This window comes from Rhodococcus sp. IEGM 1302 (assembly GCF_030056935.1).
Taxonomy (GTDB): Bacteria; Actinomycetota; Actinomycetes; order Mycobacteriales; family Mycobacteriaceae; genus Rhodococcus_F; species Rhodococcus_F qingshengii.
Genome location: NZ_JASHKY010000045.1, coordinates 8,043 through 27,613, shown reverse-complemented (window position 1 = coordinate 27,613; position 19,571 = coordinate 8,043). Strand labels below are relative to the sequence as shown.

Here is a 19,571-nt window from a genome sequence, read left to right as displayed (position 1 = left end):
TAGTGATTTTCAGGTGAAGTTGCGTGGTCAGCGGATCGAGTTGGGGGAGATCGAGTCTGCGGTTCGGGATCAGGTGGGTGTGGGTTCTGTGGTGGTGGTGGTGTGGCGTGATCAGTTGGTTGCGTATGTCACTGCTGCGGTGGGGTCTTCGGTTGATGTTGATGTGGTGAAGGTGGGTGTGGGGGAGCGGTTGGCGTCGTATATGGTGCCGTCGCAGTTTGTGGTGTTGGATGCGTTGCCGTTGAATGCTTCGGGGAAGTTGGATCGGAAGTTGTTGCCGGAGCCGGTGTTCGAGGTTGCGGTGTTCCGGGCTCCGGTGACAGCGGTGGAGGAGATCGTTGCGTCGGTGTTTGCCGAGGTGTTGGGTGTTGATCGTGTGGGTCTCGATGACGATTTCTTCGAGCTCGGCGGCAACTCTCTCAACGCCACTCGCACGATCAAACGAATCGCCGACGCTCTCGACACCGAACTTTCGGTTCGAGTTCTGTTCGAAGCATCCACGGTGCAGGATCTCGCAGCGCACGCCGAAAGCCGGACCGGGTCGGGTGGGCGAGTCGCGCTGACCGCGGTCGAGCGGCCAGAGCGGATTCCGCTTTCGTTGGCGCAGCAGCGTATGTGGTTCCTCAACCGATTCGACGGGAGTGCAGCGGCATACAACATCCCGATGGCGCTGCGCCTTCAGGGCGATCTTGACGTCTCGGCGCTGAGCGCGGCGATTTCTGATGTGATCGGGCGGCACGAATCACTTCGAACCGTCTACCCGGAAATCGGAGACGGTCCGGTGCAGGTCGTCAAGCCCGTGTCGAGTTGGTCGGACGAAATCGTCGCAGAACCGACTGGCGTGGACGAACTCGAAGGTGAGTTGGTCGCGCTGGCGTCGACGCGCTTCGACGTCACACGCGAGATTCCGATTCGTATCCGGTTGTTCCAGTTGGCTTCCGACGAATACGTACTCGGTGTCGCGATTCATCATATTTCCGCCGACGGTTCCTCGATGGCACCGTTCGCTCGGGATGTCGTGACCGCATACGCCTCGCGGGTTGCCGGGTACACACCGTCCTGGGCTCCTCTCGACGTTCAGTACGCCGACTACAGCCTGTGGCAGCGAGAGGTGCTGGGCAGTGAGGAAGACGCGGGATCTATTGCTTCGCAGCAGATTGCGTACTGGAGCAATGCTCTTGCCGGGCTGCCTGATCAGCTTGCACTTCCCGCCGACCGGCCGCGCCCCGCGACGCAGTCCTTCCGCGGCGGTTACCTGCACTTCGATATCGATGCAGAGTTGCATGCTCGGTTGAGCGGTCTTGCCAGGGCAAATAATTCGACGCTGTTCATGCTCACGCACACTGCGTTCGCGATGTTGTTGGCTCGACTGTCCGGAACCGAGGACATCGCGGTGGGTACACCCATTGCAGGACGTGGTGAGCGGGCACTCGACGATCTCATCGGCATGTTCGTGAACACCTTGGTGTTCCGTACGCAGATCGACAGCGGCGCGCCGTTCCTCGACCTGCTCGGACGTGTCAGGGAGACCGACCTTCAAGCATTTGCACATTCGGACGTTCCTTTCGAGCGACTCGTGGAGGTGCTCAACCCACCGCGTTCGACCGCTCGTCATCCGCTCTATCAGGTCGGCTTCCTCTTCCAGAACATGGAAACCGGAGGGCTCGAGCTTCCGGGGCTCATCGTCAAGGGCGTCGATATCGACAACGGGGTCGCGCAGTTCGATCTTCAGTTGATCGTCAGTGATCGGTACGACGCGAACGGATCTGCAGCCGGCATCACGTCGATGTTCAGCTACGCGCATGATCTGTTCGACGAGTCGACCGTGCAGGACTTCGCCGATCGATTCGTGCGATTGCTCGCGGAGATCGCGTCCGATCCGTCGTTGACCGTCGGCGACTTCGCGCTGCTGGATTCGTCCGAGAGCGACCGGATCCTGAACCGCTGGAACGAGACCGATCACTCCGTCCCGGGAGTCACTCTGGTCGAACTGTTCGACGAGCAGGTCGGTTCGAACCCGGGTGCGGTGGCAGTGATCGCCGGGAACACGTCGCTGACCTACGCCGAGTTCGATGCACGTGTCAACCGTCTCGCACGCCATCTGATTGCAACCGGTGTCGGTCCGGAGTCGTTGGTCGCGTTGGCAATCGAGCGATCGGTCGAACTGCTGGTCGCCATGTACGCGGTGGTGAAGGCAGGTGGTGGATACGTACCGATCGATCCGAACCACCCGGCGGACCGCATCGAGTACGTGTTGACCATGGCAGATCCGGTCTGCGTCCTCACTGCCTCGACCACTGCGAAGAATCCGGCGTTCGGTGATTCCGTGATCGAGGTGGACACGATCGATCTCGCGTCCTACCCGGGAGCGACGGTTACCGATGCGGATCGTATTGCTCCACTGCGAGTGGGCAACACCGCCTACGTGATCTTCACGTCGGGATCGACGGGGCGACCGAAGGGCGTCGCGATCTCGCATCAGGCGGTGGTCAACCAGATTCTCTGGAAGCGCGATCAGTACAGCCTGGACCGATCCGATGCGATGGTGCTCAAGACCGCGGCAACGTTCGACCTCTCGGTCTGGGAGTTCTGGTCGGCACTGACTTCCGGTGCACGACTGGTGATTGCCGAACCCGAAGGTCACAAGGACCCGAGCTACCTGCTCGACCTGATGACCCGGGAGAAGATCACGACGCTCCACGTGGTGCCGTCGATGCTCGCGATGTTGCAGTCGGCATCGGAAAATGGCCTTCCGGAATCACTTCGTCAGGTGCTTGCGATCGGTGAAGCGTTGCCGGCCGCGACCGCGACCGAGTTCGCAGAACTCAGCGACGCGCAGTTGGTGAATCTGTACGGTCCGACCGAGGCCGCCGTCTCGGTGACAGCGCACGTCGTCGGTTCGGACGATACGACCTCGGTGCCGATCGGTGCCCCCGAATGGAACACGCAGGTGTTCGTGCTCGACACGCGTTTGCATCCGGTCCCCGTCGGAGTCACCGGGGAGCTTTACCTCGCCGGTGCCCAGCTTGCTCGCGGCTATCACGGTCGCGCGGATCTGACGTCGGAACGATTTGTGGCCAACGTCTTCGGTGACGCGGGTTCGCGGTTGTACCGCACGGGCGACCTCGTCCGGTGGACGGAGAACGGCGAACTCGACTACGTGGAGCGCGCCGACTTCCAGGTCAAGATCCGTGGCTACCGCATCGAACTCGGTGAGATCGAAGCGCTTCTTCGCAAGCAGGCCAGCGTGGACTCCGCTGTGGTGGTGGCCAAGTCGGATGCGCGTATCGGTGATCGACTTGTCGGCTACGTCGTTCCTCAAAGCGGGGAAAGCATCGATGTCGAAACCTTGAAGCGGACTCTTGTGGCTGAGTTGCCGAGTTACATGGTGCCGGCGGCATTGATGGTCTTGGACGAACTACCGCTCAACATCAACGGCAAGGTCGATCGCAAAGCCCTGCCCGACCCCGAATTCGAGGCGACCGAATTCCGTGCGCCGACCAACCCCGTCGAAGAGATCGTGGCGGGTGTGTTCGCTGACGTACTCGGTGTGGCGAGGGTCGGACTCGACGACGACTTCTTCGAGCTCGGCGGAAACTCTCTCGTCGCGACGCAGGTCGTGTCGAGGCTGGGTGAGGCGTTGGACGCGCAGATTCCGGTCCGCGTGATCTTCGAGGCGTCGACTGTCGGGGCATTGGCGTCGAGGGTTCTCGAACACGCGGGATCTGGTGGCCGCCCACCGTTGGTGGCTCAGGTGCGTCCGCACGAGATTCCGCTGTCGTTGGCGCAGCAACGTATGTGGGTGCTCAATCAGTTCGACAAGACCTCGGGTGCGTACAACATCCCCGTCGCAATCCGGCTGTCCGGCGCACTCGATGTCGACGCACTTCACTCGGCGGTGTCGGATCTGATCGAGCGTCACGAAGTGCTCCGGACGGTATACCCGGACCGGGGCAACGGACCGGTTCAGATGATCCTGCCTCGCTCCGCAGCGGCGGTGGGACTGGAAGTGATCGCAACCGACGAAGCGTCGGTCGCCGAGCAGGTGGCTGACACAGTTCGCGAGGGCTTCGATGTCACGACAGCCGTTCCGTTGCGAATCCGTCTCTTCGAGGTCGACGAATCCGAGCGGGTCCTCGTCGTTGTCATTCACCACATCAGCGGTGACGGCTTCTCGATGGCTCCGTTGATCAGAGACACCATGGTTGCGTACACCGCACGTACCGGCGGGGAGACGCCGGAGTGGGCTCCGCTCGAGGTGCAGTACGCCGACTACACGCTGTGGCAGCGTGATGTCCTCGGATCGCCGGAGGACGCGGACAGTCAGCTGGGCCGTCAACTCGCGTACTGGGTGAACGAGCTCAAGGGCACTCCGGAGCTTCTGGAACTGCCGACCGACCGGCCGCGGCCGGCGCGGGCCAGCATGCGCGGTGCGGAATTCGAGTTTGCCGTCGATTCCGAGACCACGGACCGGCTCGCGACGATCGCACGGGAGCAGAACTCGACAGTCTTCATGGTGGTTCACACTGCCCTGGTCGTGCTGTTGGCGAAGATGAGTGGATCGAACGACATCGCAATCGGTACGCCGATCGCGGGTCGAGGTGAGCGGGCGCTCGACGATCTTGTCGGGATGTTCGTCAACACGTTGGTCTTGCGAACGGAGATCGCGCCTGCTTCGACGTTCGTCGACGTTCTGGCACACGTGAAGGACAAGGACTTGTCGGCATTCGCCAATGCCGACGTACCGTTCGAGCGGTTGGTCGACGAACTGGGGCGAGAGCGCTCTCACGCATACTCGCCGCTCTTCCAGGTCATGCTCACCTTCCAGAACATGGCTCTCGGTACGTTCCAGCTCCCGGGCCTCGAGCTCTCTGCGGTCGACAACGGTTTCGACCAGGCGATGTTCGATCTGCAGCTCACCGGTATCGAGCAATTCGACGATGCCGGGGTGCTGTCCGGGCTGAGGATGCGTTTCACCTATGCGACCGACCTGTTCGACGAATCGACCATCGCGCTTTTTGCGGCGCGATTCGGGCGGGTGCTCGAAGAACTGGTGACCGATCCCGGGGTCGTGATTCGCACGATCGACATCGTGACCGAGCAGGAACGCGAGGAAGCGAGCGCTGCCGAGCCGAAGTCCGCGGCGGACCTACCCGAACTGGCAGCCGCAGCGGCGGCCGCCGATCCTGAGGCAATTGCGTTCACCCACGGTGATCAGGCTGTCACCTTCGGTGAGTTGTCGACCAAGCTCGTTGCCATGCGTACCGCCATGGGGGCTGCTCTCGCCCCCGATGCTCTGGTTTCTGTGTCGCTCGCCGGACTTGTTCCGGGCATCCTGCCGGCACTTGGCGTCGACGGTCTCGCCACACTTGTGAGCTCGGTGATAGCTGACGCACAGTCGGTGTCAGCGGGCCGTGGGGGTACGGCCGGGTAACATTCAGTATTTGCCCAGTGAACGCCTCCGGCCGAGCAGAACGCTGTGCTCGACCGGGGCGCACTTCACGAAAGTCAGTTGGAGGAAGTGTAGATGTCCGTCGGTATTCCGGGACCGCAGTCGCTGACGATCGAAGATCTGCCGAAGTTGGTGGCTGCAGTTGCGGCGGTAGATCCTGATCGTGTGGCTCTGAGCCACGGTGGAACCGAAATCAGCTACGGACGACTCAATGACGAGTTGGTCACTCTCGACACCGCGATGGGTGGGGCATTGGGGGCGGATGCCCTGGTTCCTGTTGTCGTTTCCACGGTGCTGCCAGAGCTGATCGGCAGCGAGGCCGACGGTCTCGGCGCGGTGGTCGACCGTCTCATCACCGACGGCACTTCGATCGTGGAGGTCGCGTCGGAGTCCGATGCACACGTGACCCTCGCAGGACTCTTCGACGAGCAGGTCGAGCGGACGCCGGATGCGCTCGCGCTGGATTACGCCGGAACGCAGCTCACTTACGCGCAGTTCGACGCGCGGGCGAACCGTCTGGCCCGTGAACTCGTCGCGGCAGGTGTCGGACCGGACAGCCTCGTCGGTCTCGCGATGCGTCGATCGATCGATCTCCTCGTCTCGATGTACGCGATCGTCAAGGCCGGCGGCGCGTACGTTCCACTCGACCCGGATCATCCTGCCGACCGTCTCGCTTACGTACTCGAGATCGCGAAGCCCACGGCTGTGCTCACACGAACGTCCGATGCCGTGGTGCTGCCGCACGGTACGCCCACGCTCGACGTCGACACCCTCGACTTGTCGGGTCGTGCCGAGACAACTGTCACCGACGCCGACCGGTTGGCGCCGCTGCGCGCGGACAACACTGCGTATGTCATCTTCACGTCCGGATCGACCGGACGCCCCAAAGGCGTTGCAGTCTCTCACCGTGCCATCGTCGCGAACCTGCAATGGCGTCAGACCGAGTACGGATTCACTGCCGACGACGTGATCTTGCAGAAGACACCCTTCACTTTCGATGTGTCCGTGTGGGAGTTCTTCTGGCCGCTGCAGGTCGGTGCATCGCTGGTGATCGCGGAACCCGACGGACATCGTGATCCGGTGTACGTGGCTCGCACGATGATCGAGCGCGGAGTGACGGCGGTGCACTTCGTGCCGTCGATGCTCGCCGTGTTCGTCGCCGAACCCCTTGTTGCGCAGGTCAAAACCCTTCGCTACGTGTTCGCTTCCGGTGAGGCGTTGCCGGCTCGAACGGCGGCACGTCTGCGCGAGGTCAGCAGCGCTGGACTCCACAACCTGTACGGCCCGACCGAAGCCGCCGTCGACGTGACTTATTACGAAACCGGCGAGCAGGATCAGGTGTCGGTGCCGATCGGTGCAGCAGTTGCGGACACCGAGCTCCTGGTGCTCGACGATGCGCTGCGGCCCTCGCCGTCGGGTGTAGCAGGAGAGCTCTATCTTGCCGGGATTCAGCTGGCCAGGGGATACGTGTCGCGTCCCGATCTCACGGCAGACCGCTTCGTGGCGCGGCCCGGCGCTACTGACGGATCCCGGATGTACCGAACCGGAGACCTGGTGCGCTGGCGCGGTGCCGGAGCGAACCGTCAGCTCGAATACATCGGTCGCACCGACTTTCAGGTCAAGCTCCGCGGTCTGCGCATCGAGCTCGGTGAGATCGAGGCGGCACTGCTCGATTGCGAAGGTGTTTCCCAAGCCGTGGTGATCGTCCATTCGGACGAAACGATCGGTGACAACTTGGTGGCCTACATCGTCGCCGAGGGTATCGATTCTGAGAATCTGACGTCGTCGCTTGGCGAACGGCTACCCGACTACATGATCCCTGCCATGTTCGTCGAACTGGACGAGTTTCCGCTCAACGCCAGCGGCAAACTGGATCGAAAGGCTTTGCCCACACCCGAATTCGCGTCGAAGACGGTTGAGTACCGCGAGCCCGCGACACCCACCGAAGCCGGTGTGGTCGCGATCTTTGCCGATCTACTCGGGCAGGATCGGGTAGGGGCAGATGACGGCTTCTTCGAACTGGGCGGCAACTCATTGCTCGCCACTCGCGTGGTTGCGCGGATCAATGCCGAACACGGCATCGCCATCGACATGCGCAACTTCTTCGACGCACCCACCGCCGCAGAACTTGCCGTCTTCATCGACGAAGCGAAAATCTCAGAAGACCGCAAGGCTCACGTTCCCCTGATCCCTCGCGAGCGCCCCGAGTTGGTTCCGCTGTCTTTGGCACAGCAGCGCATGTGGTTCCTCAATCGATTCGAACCAGAATCGGCAGTCGACCATATTCCGGTCGCGCTGCGGCTCAGCGGAGCGCTCGATGTCGATGCGTTGCAAGGCGCACTCGAGGATTTGATCGAGCGGCACGAGATCCTTCGGACTGTGTACCCGGAGGTCGACGGCGTCGGATATCAGCGCCTGGTCGACATTGCAGCCGTGGTACCGAACCTGACTCCCATACGGGTGGACGAGTCGGCGATCGTCGAGCGCGTGACCGACTTCGTGACTCCGGGATTCGACGTGACCACCGAGGTTCCGATTCGGGCGGCACTCTTCCAATTCGCCGCCGACGAATTCGTCCTCGTGTTCGTCGTCCATCACATCAGCGGTGACGGGTTCTCCATGGGACCGTTGACCAAGGACATCGTTTCGTCTTATGTGTCTCGGACACAGGGAATTTCGCACGATCTTGCTCCGCTGCCCGTACAGTTCGCCGACTTTGCACTGTGGCAGCGCGAGGTTCTCGGCAGTGAAGACGACCCGGATTCTCTGATCACTCGCCAGGTCGACTACTGGCGCCACGCGTTGGCCGGTATCCCCGATCAGCTCGATCTTCCGTCGGACCGCCCGCGCCCGCGCGTCGCGTCGAACCGGGGAGCCGGGCACACATTCACGATCGAGCCGGATCTCCACCAGGCTCTCAATCGAATTGCGCTCGACAACAACGCATCTCTGTTCATGGTGTTGCACAGTGCCGTGGCGATTCTGCTGGCGCGGTTGTCGGGGACTTCGGACATCGTGATCGGCACTCCGGTCGCCGGTCGAGGCGATCAAGCTCTCGACGACCTGATCGGAATGTTCGTCAACACACTCGTCCTCCGCACGGAGGTTGATCTCGAAGCTTCGGCACGGGACATGATTTCGCGGGCGCGCGAATCCGACCTCAGCGGCTTCGGGCACGCCGATGTGCCATTCGAACGACTGGTGGAGGTACTCAACCCCGCCCGGTCTCAGGCACGGAACCCGTTGTTCCAGGTGATGCTCTCGCTGCAGAACTTGGGACAGAGCATGCAGCAAAGTCTGGAGGTTCCGGGACTGCGCATTTCCGGACTGGACGTAGAGTCGTCGGCCGCGAAGTTCGACCTCCAATTCACTGTGTGGGAATCTGATACCGCGGACAAGGTCGGTGGTTTGACCGTCGCACTGGTCTATGCGACCGACCTGTTCGACGAGTCGTCTGCCAAATCAATCGGAAAGCGGTTGATTTCAGTTCTCGAAGCAGTGGTTGCCGATCCCTCGGTTCGGGTTGGTGATGTGGATATGTTCGATTCGGGTGAGCGATCTTTGGTGCTCGAGTCGTGGAACGGCACTGCGCATGAGGTTGCGGATGTGTCGTTGGTGGACGTGTTCGATGCTCAGGTTGCGGCGTCGCCGGATTCGGTAGCTGTGTCGTTCGAGGGTGTTTCGCTGTCATATGCGGAGTTCGATTCGCGGGTGAATCGTCTTGCCCGGTACCTGGTTTCGGTGGGTGTGGGACCGGAGTCGTTGGTGGGTGTGGCGGTACGTCGGTCGGTTGATTTGTTGGTTGCGGTTTACGGCGTGCTCAAGGCTGGCGGTGGGTATGTTCCGGTGGATCCGGATCAGCCTGCGGAGCGCAATGCGTACGTGTTGGAGTCGGCGTCGCCGGTATGCGTGATCAGTACCTCTGACGTTGGATTCGATGCCGGTGTGGTACCGGTGGTCGAGGTTGATGTTGTTGATGTGTCTGGTTTTTCGGATAACTCTGTTTCGGATATCGATCGGGTCTCGCCTTTGCGGTCGGGCAATGCGGCGTATGTGATTTTCACGTCGGGGTCGACGGGGCGTCCGAAGGGTGTGTCGGTTTCGCATGCGGCGATTGTGAATCGGTTGGCGTGGATGCAGGACGAGTACGGGTTGGATTCGTCGGATGTGGTGTTGCAGAAGACGCCGTTCACGTTCGATGTGTCGGTGTGGGAGCTTTTCTGGCCGTTGCAGGTTGGTGCTCGGTTGGTGGTGGCTGTGCCGGATGGGCATCGTGACCCGCGGTATTTGACGTCGGTCATTGTGGGGGAGGGTGTGACGACGGTGCATTTCGTGCCGTCGATGCTCGAGGTTTTCGTGACGGATTCGTCTGTGGCTGCGTGTGTTTCGCTGACTCGGGTGTTCGCGTCAGGTGAGGCGTTGCCGGCGAGTGTTGTTGCCGATGTGTGGGCTGTGTTGCCGGGTGTCGGGGTGCACAATTTGTATGGTCCGACCGAGGCGGCGGTGGATGTGACGTTCCACGAGGTGGTGCCGGCGGATGTTCTGGGGGTGCCGATCGGTGCTCCGGTATGGAATACGCAGGTGTTTGTTCTGGACTCTCGATTGAGTCCGGTGCCGGTAGGTGTTGCGGGTGAGCTGTATCTGGCGGGTGTTCAACTGGCTCGTGGGTATGTGGGTCGGCCGGATTTGTCGTCGGATCGATTTGTGGCGAATCCGTTCTCGGGTGATGGTGGGCGGATGTATCGCTCCGGTGATGTGGTGCGGTGGACTGCGTCGGGCGAGTTGGAGTACATCGGGCGTAGTGACTTTCAGGTGAAGTTGCACGGTTTGCGGATCGAGCTCGGTGAGATCGAGTCGGTGATTCGTGAGCACGAGTCGGTGTCGTCGGTAGTTGTGGTTGTGCGTGAGGATGTGTTGGTTGCGTACGTTACGGCCGCTGGTGGTGTGGTGGACGTTGACGAGTTGAAGAGAGTTGTTGCGGGTCGTCTGCCGGGTTACATGGTGCCGGCGGTGGTGATGGTGCTGGAAGAGTTGCCGTTGGGTGTGTCGGGGAAGTTGGATCGGAAGCTTCTTCCGGATCCGGTGTTCGTGGCGCGCGAGTTTCGGGCACCGTCGAGTGTCGCCGAAATCGCTGTGGCCGGCGTCTTCGGAGATGTTCTCCGGTTGGAACAGGTCGGTCTGGATGACGACTTCTTCGAGCTCGGCGGAAACTCTTTGGTCGCAACGCAGTTGGTGGCTCGCGTAGGTCAAGCGCTCGACACTCAGGTTCCGGTGAGGGTGTTGTTCGATGCTTCGACTGTCGAAGGTTTGGCAGCGCAGGTTGAGTTGATCGCAGGGGCAGGAGGGAGGACCGCGCTCGTGGCCCGCCCACGGCCGGCGTTGATCCCACTCTCACTAGCTCAGCAGCGAATGTGGTTCCTCAGCCGCTTCGATCCTGATTCTGCCGTCAACAACATTCCAATCGCATTGAATATCAAAGGCGTCCTGAATGTTTCGGCGCTGAGGCATGCGATTTCTGATGTAATCGAACGCCACGAGTCGCTCCGGACCGTCTATCCGGAGCAAGGTGGACAAGGACACCAGGTAGTCCTCCCGTCGTCCGAGGTGCCGGTTGAACTGACACCGAAGGTCATCGACGCCTCGCATATTCACAACGAACTTCTGAGTTTCGCGCTCCAGGGTTTCGACGTGACGTCAACCGTTCCGGTTCGAGTCGGGTTGTTCGAACTTGCAGAGGATTCGTACGTTCTGGCCTTCGTTGTGCACCACATCGCAGCGGACGGCTTCTCGATGCGCCCGTTGACTCGGGATGTCATGGTTGCCTACACCGCTCGGGTTTCGAACGGCGTTCCGAATTGGACTCCGCTCGAGGTGCAGTACGCCGATTATGCACTCTGGCAGCGGGAGGTCCTCGGCGACGAGGACGACCCGGATTCGTTGATCTCGGCTCAGCTGGACCACTGGCGCTCCGTCCTCCGTGATTCTCCGGAAGTGCTTGCGTTACCGGCTGACCGATCCCGCCCGGTCGTCGCCTCGAATCGTGGCGCTACGTATCGCTTCTCCGTCAGCGAAGAGATTCGGTCGAGCTTGGACTCACTCGCACGCGAGCGGAACGCATCGCTGTTCATGGTGGTGCATTCGGCCCTCGCCGTGCTTCTCGCAAGGTTGTCCGGTACCAGTGACATCGTGATCGGTACTCCGGTTGCAGGGCGAGGCGAAAAGGCGCTCGACGATGTGATCGGTATGTTCGTGAATACACTGGTCCTGCGGACTCCTGTTGACCTCGCCAGTTCGTTCAGTGCGCTCGTCTCGGCAACGCGGAGGACAGACCTTCAGGCGCTCGGCAACGGCGATGTTCCGTTCGAGCGGCTGGTCGAGGTGCTCGATCCCACCCGATCGCAGGCACATCACCCGCTGTTCCAGGTCGCGTTGTTCTTCCAGAACATGTCGCAGGATGCTTTGGAGCTTTCGGGATTGGAGGTCTCAGGCGTCGAGTTCGATGCCGGTATCGCGAAATTCGATCTTCAACTTACTCTCGCTCCCCGCGTCGAAGATGCGCTCGAAGACGGCATGTTCGCCGAGTTCGCATACGCCACAGATCTGTTCGACGAGTCGACGATTCGTGGATTCGCCGATCGGTTCACCAGGATCCTCGAACAGGTGGTCGTGGATCCGTCGATCACCGTGGGTGACATCGAGCTGTTGGACGAGGCCGAGCGCGAGTCGCTGTTGACTGCGCGCAACTCCACCGCACATGACGTCGGGAACAGTGAGACATTGGCTTCGCTGTTCGACACTCGCGTTGCGTTGGCACCCGATGCTGTTGCCGTGGTGTTCGACGGCCAGTCGCTGACCTATGGCGAGTTGTCGGAACGTGTGAACAAATTGGCACGCAAGCTGATCGAAGATGGTGTCGGGCCCGAATCGTTGGTGGCCTTGGCGATGCGTCGATCGCTCGATCTGGTAGTAGGTATGTACGCGGTGATCGCCGCGGGCGGAGCCTACGTGCCCTTGGATCCCGATCACCCCGCCGAGCGAATCGGGCACATCCTCACGACGGCCGATCCAGTCTGTGTGCTGTCGACGACGAGGGACGCTTTCGTAGCGCCGAACGGCGCCGACGTGCTGTTGATCGACAATGTCGATCTTTCGAGCTACTCGGCTTCAGTCATTTCCGATGCTGATCGTCGCGGTCGTCTGCATGATGTGAATGCCGCCTACGTGATCTTCACCTCGGGTTCCACGGGCAAGCCCAAAGGCGTTGCGGTGTCGCATCACGCCATCGTGAACCAGGTCCTGTGGATGCAGGATCAGTACGCCATCGGCCCAGAAGACGTCTATTTGCAGAAGACTGCTACGACATTCGACGTCTCGTTGTGGGGATACTTCACTGCGCTTTTGTCCGGTACGAGAGTGGTGCTGGCATCTCACGACGGCCATCGAGATCCCGCGTATCTGGCTCGTCTGATCGAAGATCATCGGGTGACGCTGACGGACTTCGTTCCATCGATGTTGACCGTCTTCGCGACTTCGGTTCCGGAACACGCATTGGTGTCACTGAGGGACGTATTCGTGATCGGTGAGGCATTGCCGGTCGAGACGGTGCGTGCATTCGCTCAGGTGTCGTCTGCAGGCCTGCACAATGTGTACGGCCCAACCGAGGCTGCGGTCTCGATCACCTACTACGAGGTCGATGGATCGGAATCAACAGGGATTCCGATCGGGGTGCCCGAGTGGAACTCGCAGGTCTACGTGTTGGACAGTCGGTTGCAGCCGGTGCCGGTAGGCGTTGCGGGTGAGCTGTATCTGGCCGGTGATCAACTGGCGCGCGGTTACGTCGCGCGACCCGATCTCACCAGTGATCGTTTTATCGCGAATCCATTTGCGAAGGTGAGCGACACGAACGGTGAAATCAATCCCGGTGGCAGTCGGATGTATCGCACCGGGGACCTTGTGTGGTGGAACACCGCAGGCGAACTCGAGTATGTCGGGCGTACCGATTTTCAGGTCAAATTCCGTGGTCAGAGGATCGAACTCGGTGAGATCGAGTCAGCTCTGTTGGCACACCCTATGGTGGCTCAGTGCGTGGTCGCAGTGGTGCACACGGACACCGGCGACCAGCTCGCTGCGTACGTCGTCGCATCACCGAGTTCGGTCATCGACGTGGCCGTTTTGCGGGCATCGCTTCCGAAAGTTCTGCCGGCGTACATGATTCCGACGGCAATCGTTGTGCTGGAAGAATTGCCGCTCAACTCTTCGGGAAAGCTCGACCGGAAGTTGTTGCCTGAGCCGAAGTTCGAGGTCGCGGTGTTCCGAGCTCCGGCGACCCCTGTGCAGGAGATCGTGGCGTCGGTGTTCGGCGAGGTCTTAGGTGTTCCGAGGGTGGGCCTCGATGATGATTTCTTTGCCCTGGGTGGGAATTCTCTGATCGCCACGCAGGTAGCGGCGCGGTTGGGTGAGGCTCTGGATTCGAGGGTGGCGGTTCGGCTGTTGTTCGAGGCGTCGTCGGTCGAGTCGTTGGCAGCGCGGGTGGAGTCAGAAGTCGGCTCAGGTGACCGGGTGGCTTTGGTTGCTCAGGTCCGGCCGGAGCGAGTTCCGTTGTCGTTGGCGCAACAGCGAATGTGGTTCCTGAACCGTTTCGAACCTGGATCTGCAGTGAACAACCTCCCCCTGGCCATTCGATTGACGGGCAGCTTGAATGTTGCTGCCCTGCAAGTTGCTGTCGCTGATCTTGTTGCACGGCACGAAATTCTGCGGACCGTGTATCCGGAATTCGATGGCGAGGGATACCAGCAAGTTCTTTCTGCAACCGAGTCTGTGTCGCTTGCGGTTCCAGTTGAAATCGCCACGGACGACGTCGTGAAGGTTGTGACCGAGTTCGTATCGGTGGGTTTCGATGTCACCAGTGAGGTGCCCGTCCGCGCACGACTGTTTCGCGTAGATGATCACGAGCACGTACTTGTTTTCGTGATTCATCATATTGCGGGCGACGGATTCTCCTTCGGGCCGCTGTCGCGCGACGTGATGGCCGCGTACGCAGCGAGGCTGTCGGACGACGCCCCGAATTGGGAACCCTTGGCAGTGCAGTATGCCGACTACTCTCTGTGGCAGCGACAGGTATTGGGTGCAGCGGACGACCCCTCCAGCGTCCTGTCACGGCAGTTGCACTACTGGACGCAGACGTTGGCCGGCGCTCCTGATGTTCTCGATCTGCCTGCAGACCGAGTTCGGCCGAAGGTTGCATCGAATCGGGGAGCCGACTTCGCATTCCGGATCGACCGACGGATCAACGAAGCCATGAATGTGATTGCCCGGGAACATCGGGCGTCGTTGTTCATGGTGGCGCACGCGGCACTGGCAGTTCTCTGCGCGAGACTATCGGGGACATCGGACATTGCGATTGGTACACCCGTTGCGGGGCGTGGTGATCGAGCACTTGACGACATGATCGGAATGTTCGTCAATACCCTGGTGCTTCGCGCAGATGTTCCTTCGGACGACTCGTTTGAAGCGCTACTGGATCGAGTCCGCACGGCAGATCTGGGCGCATTTGCGCACAGTGACATACCGTTCGAGCAGCTGGTAGACGTACTCGACCCGGAGCGTTCGCAGGCGCGACATCCACTTGTGCAGGTTGTTCTGACGTTCCAGAACATGGCCCCGAGGGTCTTCGAGTTGCCTGGGCTGTCAGTTTCGGGCGTGGACCCGGACACGGAGTTCGCGAAGTTCGACTTGCAGTTGACGTTGGCTGAGCAGTTCGACGAATCCGGAGCCGCTGCTGGATTGGCAGCGAAGTTCACTTATGCGACAGATCTTTTCGACGAATCGACCGTGGCGTCTATGGCATCGCGCCTCGTTCGAGTGCTCGAGGCCGTGGCTGACAATTCGGGTGTTGTGGTTGGCGACATCGAATTGCTGGCGCCCTCCGAGCGTGCGGATGTGTTGGGCGAGTGGGCCGTTCCAGGTGTCAACGTGAACGCGGATGCGACTCTCGCGGCGATGTTCGAATCGCAGGTTCGCGATACGCCAGATGCGATTGCCGTGGTTTTCGAGGGTCGGCGCCTCACATACAGTGAGCTGGATTCCTTGGCGAACCGGCTGGCGCGCAAGCTCGTTGAGTTTGGCGTTGGTCCGGAATCGCTGGTGGCCGTCTTGTTGCCGCGTTCGGTCGAGTTGGTGGTTGCACTCCTGGCAGTGGTCAAAGCTGGAGGCGGATACCTACCGGTGGATCCGTCGTATCCGGCGGAGCGTATTGCGTACACGCTCGCTGATGCGCGGCCTTTGGTTGTGCTCGGATCGGCAGATGTCGCGATCGATATCGAGGTGCCGGTTTTGGACGTCACCAGCGAAGATCTGTCCAGCTACGACGCGGCCGCTCTCACCGACGCAGACCGTTGCGGACGACTGCGCGCCGATGACGTTGCATACGTGATTTACACATCCGGTTCGACCGGTCGTCCGAAGGGCGTCGCGGTTACCCACCGAAATGTCGTGGAGTTGTTCGCGAACTCTCAACCGAATTTCGAATTCGACTCGTCAGATGTGTGGACGCTGTTCCACAGCTACGCATTCGACTTCTCTGTGTGGGAGTTGTGGGGCCCGTTGTTGTACGGCGGTACCGTTGTGGTCGTCGACTATTTGACCTCGCGATCTCCGGAGCAGTTCCGCGAGTTGGTTGTTCGCGAGAAGGTAACCGTGCTCAACCAGACTCCGTCTGCGTTCTATCAATTTGCCGAAGCTGATCGTGCCGTCGGTGATTCTGCGGGCTCACTGTCCTTGAAGCATGTGATTTTCGGTGGCGAAGCGCTGGATCTGTCTCAACTGACGCGCTGGTACGACCGGCACGGCGATTCGTCGCCCCGGTTGGTGAACATGTACGGCATCACCGAGACGACGGTTCACGTCTCCTTCCTGGGCTTGGATGCGGAGATGGTCCGTGGAGCGTCGGCCTCCGTGATCGGCCGTGGGTTGGGTGGGTTCTCGGTGTTCGTGCTCGACGACAGATTGCGCCCTGTCCCTGTCGGAGTGCGCGGTGAGATGTACGTTGCCGGGGCGCAACTCTCACGTGGTTACGTGGGGCAGCCCGGATTGACGGCAGGACGTTTCGTGGCCAATCCTTTTGCCCGTAACGGTTCTGGTGGGCTTATGTACCGGACTGGAGATGTCGCGCGTTGGAACGTGGACGGAATGCTCGAATATGCCGGACGCAGCGACTCACAGGTCCAACTGCGTGGTTTCCGTATCGAGATCGGTGAGATCGAGGCGGCCCTTCTTCGTGTAGAAGGTGTTGCCCACGCCGTGGCGATGGTCCGTGCGGACGATGCGCTCGGTGAGCGGTTGGTGGGATACGTTGTGCCCGCGGCCGGCTCGGAGCTCGAGGTGTCCGATGTTCTGGCTTCCGTGTCGCAGTTCCTGACCGGATACATGGTTCCGGATTCGCTGGTTGTGCTCGACGAACTTCCATTGACCGTGAACGGGAAGCTGGACCGAAAGGCGCTGCCTGATCCGATCGTTCAATTGCGTGAGTTCCGGGCGCCGGCTACCCCAGTCGAAACTGTCGTAGCGGCAGTGTTCGCGGATGTGCTAGGTGTGGAACGAGTCGGCCTCGATGACGATTTCTTTGCCCTCGGGGGCAATTCGCTGGTAGCCACCAGATTGGCTGCCAGGTTGGGGCAAGCGCTGAATACGCAGGTGGCCGTGCGGATCTTGTTCGAGAACTCGACTGTCGCGAGTCTGGCGCGATCGGTTTCGGCGCTGGCCGGATCCGGAGCGCGGAAGGTGTTGGAGGCCCGCGACCGTCCGGAGCGCATCCCGCTGTCGCTGGCTCAACAGCGTATGTGGTTGGTCAACCAGATGGATTCGGCATCGCCGGCGTACAACATCCCGTTGGCGCTGCGATTGAGTGGTGAGTTGGATGTGGAGGCGCTCCGGGCGTCGCTTCGAGATGTTCTGGTGCGGCACGAATCTCTTCGCACCAAGTACCCGAGCGATGTCGATGGTCCGACACAGGTGATCGTCACTGTCGACGACATCGCGCCGGCTTTCGAAGTCGTCCAGCTCGAAGATGGCGGAGCAGCGTATGAACGAGTGGCGCAGTTCGTGTCGCGCGGTTTCGACGTAGCTCGGGAGATCCCAGTGCGAGCTGAGTTGCTGCAGCTCGCGCCCGGTGATTTCGTCTTCGTGCTCGTCGCGCATCACATCGCTGCAGACGGCGAATCCATGGCACCGCTCGCGAGAGACATGATGGTGGCGTACGAGTCGCGTTCACGAGGTGCCGCTCCGACGTGGGCCGCCTTGCCTGTGCAGTACGCGGACTTCGCTCTGTGGCAGCGTGAGGTGGTCGGTTCGACCGACCAGGTTGGCTCTCCGGCCGCGAAGCAACTCGAGTTCTGGCGCCGAAACTTGAGTGGACTCACCGCGATCGGCGGATTACGGGCTGACAGACAGCGCCCGGAGCACATGTCGACCAAGGCGGGCGTTGCGGAGTTCACCGTCGATGCTGCGACTTCGGCCCGTCTCAACGAGATCGCTCGCGAACACAACGCGACGCTGTTCATGGTGGCGCACGCAGCCCTCGGTGTCCTGATCACGAGGATGGGTGGCAGTCGAGATTTTGCGATCGGCACCGTTGTGGCAGGTCGGGGCGAAAAGCATCTCGACGACGTCGTCGGCATGTTCGTCAACACTCTGACTCTTCGAACCGCGCCCGATCTCGATGCAGGCTTCGGTGAGCTTGTTTCGTTGGTGCGCGACACTGATCTCGAAGCGTTCGCGAACGGAGACGTGCCGTTCGAGGAGGTGACTGGTGCGCTGGGTGTTTCAGCGAACGACCTGTTCCAGATTGCACTGTCGGTCGAACCGATGGCCGGAGCCGAATTCAGCCTGGGCGGGTTGACGATCACTGCCGTCGAGGGTGTCGAAGCAACAGCGAAATTCGACCTGCAACTGACACTCACAACGGATCCTCAAACACAGGGGATGGTCGGGCACTTGGTCTACGCTGCGGATTTGTTCGATCAGCACACGGTCGACGGGTATGCCCAGCGCTTTGTACGCGCCATCGAGCAGGTGGTCGCAGATCCGTCGCGCCCTATCGGCGACGTTGAACTGCTCAGTGACGCTGAGCGTGCCGAGCTACTGGTCTCGGTCAGTGCATCTGATTCCACGGCATTGCGCGGATCGAATCAATTGGTCCCACAGCGTCTGGCAGCTGCAGTCGAGGACGATCCGGAGGCCGTCGCCGTTGTGGTCGACGGAGTGGACTTCACGTATCAAGACGTCGATGCCCGCTCGTCCCGTCTGGCTCGCCATTTGATCAATTGTGGGCTTGGACCTGGTGACCAGGTCAGCATCAGCGGGCTCACGGGTTTGGATCTGGTCGTGGCGGTATGGGCTGTATTCAAATCGGGTGCTGGAGTCGCGACGGGAGCAAGGGATGACAACCCAGTCGACCTGCGAAACACAGAGGTAGCCGCGGAAGTTGCCTCGCAGTCGGCGCGACCCGTTGGGTACTCGGATCGAGTTCGTCTCTTGACACCCGAATCACCCGCACTCGTTGTAGATGACACGAGTCGGAGTGACGTGAATCATGGAGAGTTCGCTGACAGCCTGCGTGCGATGGCGAACGAGCATGACGTCGACTACGACGCAAGACTGATGTACATAGGTCCTGACGATGACGAAACCTCTATTCGGACGATATTGCTTGCGGGGTCAGTTGGGGCGGCAGTTGTCATGACCAGTGAAGAGGTCCGGGTGCCGAATCTGCATGGCGTCTTGGAGGAGGACTGGATTACCCATGTCATCGCTCCGCCGGAGCTTGCCGCGGAAGTCGACGCAGAAGCTCTTCCGGACCTGAAGCTGACGTGCAGCCCGGGAAAATGGTCCTTGAACTGAGCGCGAACCCATTTTGAACCGGACCGGTTGGGATTTACCTACGGTCCGATGTGGTTCCTACCCCTATAGCTGTAACAATGGTTCGGTGTGTCCGATCAACTACAGGGACGTCCGGAGCGGGTAATCCCTGGTCACGGCCGGAGCCTTGGACAGATCAGCCGCTTGAACAGCGATCGAAACTGCAGTACCAAAACGAAGGTGAATTGTCTTGACGCAGCACGAG

General features: G+C 60.8%; 2 protein-coding genes. Both read left to right on the top strand.

What is annotated here, in order from left to right:
• Window positions 1–5,434, top strand: a 5,434-nt coding sequence (locus QM609_RS28435; protein ID WP_502942727.1) for an amino acid adenylation domain-containing protein, incomplete at its 5' end; no start/stop codon positions are given.
• Window positions 5,435–5,527: 93 nt separating this feature from the next.
• Window positions 5,528–19,348 (top strand): non-ribosomal peptide synthetase, encoded by a 13,821-nt coding sequence (locus QM609_RS28430; protein ID WP_050656946.1) that lies wholly within the window; start codon window positions 5,528–5,530, stop codon window positions 19,346–19,348.
• Window positions 19,349–19,571: the final 223 nt, after the last annotated feature.